A 2,516-nucleotide genomic window follows, 5' to 3' on the forward strand; every position below is an offset into this window, starting at 1 on the left:
CGCCAACACCACGGCGGTCACGATCGCCGAAACGGGCGGTCACGTTACCGGAACGGCGCTGAAAACACCCCTCAGCCCACCGGTCACGATGCGCCGAAATGACCGGTCACATTCGCCGAAATACGCAGTCGCGCACGAAGTACGCCCTTTTCTCCTGGTCAAAGCCCACGTGTACGCGAGGCGGATTCCGATCACGTGCGTACTTCCACGCGTTATCCATGAGGTTACGCAACGCCTTCTTGATGAGCCTGGGGTCGCCCAGCGCGTGCGGCATCGGATCGATCAGCAGCTCCACGCCAGAGGCTCGCAGCCCCAGTTGATGATCAATGTCGACTGCCAGGTCGATCATGTTTACCTCCTCCTCGGTGATCTCGGCACGAACGACCGACAGCACCTCCAGCATCTCAGTGAGCATCTGGCCCATACGGGCCGAGGCACCAACGATCCGCTGCAGAGACCTGGTTCCCGCATCGCTCAGATGCTGGGCCTCGCTCTCCAGCAGCACAGCGGCAAAACCGTTGACCGAACGCAGGGGGGTACGAAGGTCGTGAGCGATCGAGTAGGCGATGGCTTCCATGTCGCGCAGCGTGCGCTCCAGGCTGCGCGTACGCTCCGCCACCAGCCGCTCAAGATTCTCGTTGAGTGCATTCAGTGCCTCCTGCGCCTTCACCCGATCAGAGATGTCCAGGTGCATTCCCGACATGTACAAGGGCTTACCGTCGCTGGCGCGTCGGTGAACGCGTCCGTGGGTGTTGATCCACACCCAATGGCCGTTTTTGTGGTGCATGCGCACATCGCATTCGTAGTAGGGTACATCGCCCGCGATGTGGGCATCCCGGGCGGCGTCGGCACGCACCAGATCGTCTGGGTGGACCAATCGACGCCAAGTCTCGCTACTCACGGGGTTCAGTTCCTCCAGGGTGTAGCCCACAATCTCGGCCCAACGGCTGTTGATCTGGAGTTCATCGGTTTGCAGGTCGTTCTCCCAGATGCCAGGCCGAGTAGCCTCCAGTACCCAGGCCAGGCGCTGGCGCTCAGCTGCCAACTCCTGCTGAGCCAACATGTAGGGGGTTACATCGGTAATGGTTCGTACCGCGCCCCCTTCGGGCAGGACGCGAGTACCCACCTCGAGATATCGCCCTTGAGGGGTGCGACGCAGGTAGACTTCAGGCGCTTGCGCATTCCCGGTGGCTGTCACGTAGTCCCGCCCTGCGGCATCTACCAGTTCGAAGCTTTCGCCGAAGTCGCCCCGGCTGGCCAAGTACTCGGAAACTTGCGCATGCGTGGGACGCGAAGCCATAAGGGATTCGGGTACATCCAGGAGTTCCAGCAGGCGGCGGTTGAAGAACGAGATGCGACCGTCGGCTTCGAGTCGGGCCAGGCCTTGGCCCATGCTGTCAAGCACGATCTGCAGCGCTCGCCGCTCGGCTTTGAGCTCCTCACCCGCTTCTGCCAATCGTTTGAGCGTGCTGGTGCGTTCGGGTAGACAGGGCCGGCGCCAATCGGCGCGCTCAGGTTGGCACGTTGGTGCCGTTGAAAAGCTGAAGGCATGAGGTGCGCTGGTTTAGGTCGATTTGCGCAGTCCGGCGGGGAACGCGAGCTTCAGGCGTCCGATTTGCCTCTCTTGCAGCGCGCTGATCTCTCGGGCCAGCTTCCCGAGGGACGCGGTGTTGACTGAGCTGGTGGGCGAATCACCGGCCGTCATGTGCCGCATGAAGAGGTTCAGGGCGGCGTCGGAACACCCGTTCTTGTGCAAGTGGGTCGCCCAGTAGTGCCGCCCGGCATTCGGGACGCAGCGCTGCAGCGCGGGAAGTTCATTCCATACCTTGGCGCTGCCAATGGAGACCACGCCCCTTGGCGCGATCCTGAACAGCAGGTGGACGTGCTGCTGATGCACTACAGATTGGAGGTGCGAGATCACTTCGGTATCCCTGCGCGTGCGGGATGCCACGGGGTGACCAAGGTAGCGGCGCAGAAGCGCCTCGCAATGTGCAAGCCAGTCAGCCAGCAAGGAGCTGACGGTCCGATTGAGAACCACATACCGGTCGCCCGATTTCGTTGGGTCCTTCTTATCGTCGAAGGGTATGACCTCGACATCTGGTGTGAAGGCGTCGGCATAGAGGTCGTATTGATCGCGCTCGCGCAAACCCAACAGGAAGCTCAAAGCCATGCCCACAAAGGTCGCGTAGGCGTTGTGCAGGGACTCGCAGCTTTTGAGGGTCATGTTCGGCCCCTTGTCATGGAACATGACACGACCCGCGACGATGGACCAAATCTCCTGCAGGGCCTTGTCGCACAGAACAAGCGGTGACCCGAAGGCTTCCGGCTCCGCAGTGGGCCGTTCGTTCGTGGACCAACCCAGGGCGCCCAGAAGAGCCCGCCAGCGAAAGCTGAAGTCGGCCTGCTCCACTCGGAGGTACCAAGGGCGAGCGCGTCCTACGCGTTGAAAGTCCAGCCGCGCAGACGCCACAAAGGCACGCGGAACTTTTGCGTCCATGGCCAATGTGGGCAGGGCG

At 62.0% G+C, this 2,516-nt stretch carries 2 protein-coding genes; both read right to left on the bottom strand.

The features are described from left to right. Positions 1 to 106 precede the first annotated feature (106 nt). Positions 107 to 1,456: a sensor histidine kinase gene (locus M3149_RS22470; protein WP_251711583.1), complete on the bottom strand. Its 1,350-nt coding sequence runs from the start codon at positions 1,454 to 1,456 to the stop codon at positions 107 to 109. 108 nt (positions 1,457 to 1,564) lie between these two features. Next, positions 1,565 to 2,516 (bottom strand): hypothetical protein (locus M3149_RS22475; protein WP_251711584.1); only part of this gene is annotated, 952 nt, incomplete at its 5' end.

Source organism: Hydrogenophaga intermedia, from assembly GCF_023715105.1.
GTDB classification, from domain to species: domain Bacteria; phylum Pseudomonadota; class Gammaproteobacteria; order Burkholderiales; family Burkholderiaceae_C; genus Hydrogenophaga; species Hydrogenophaga intermedia_A.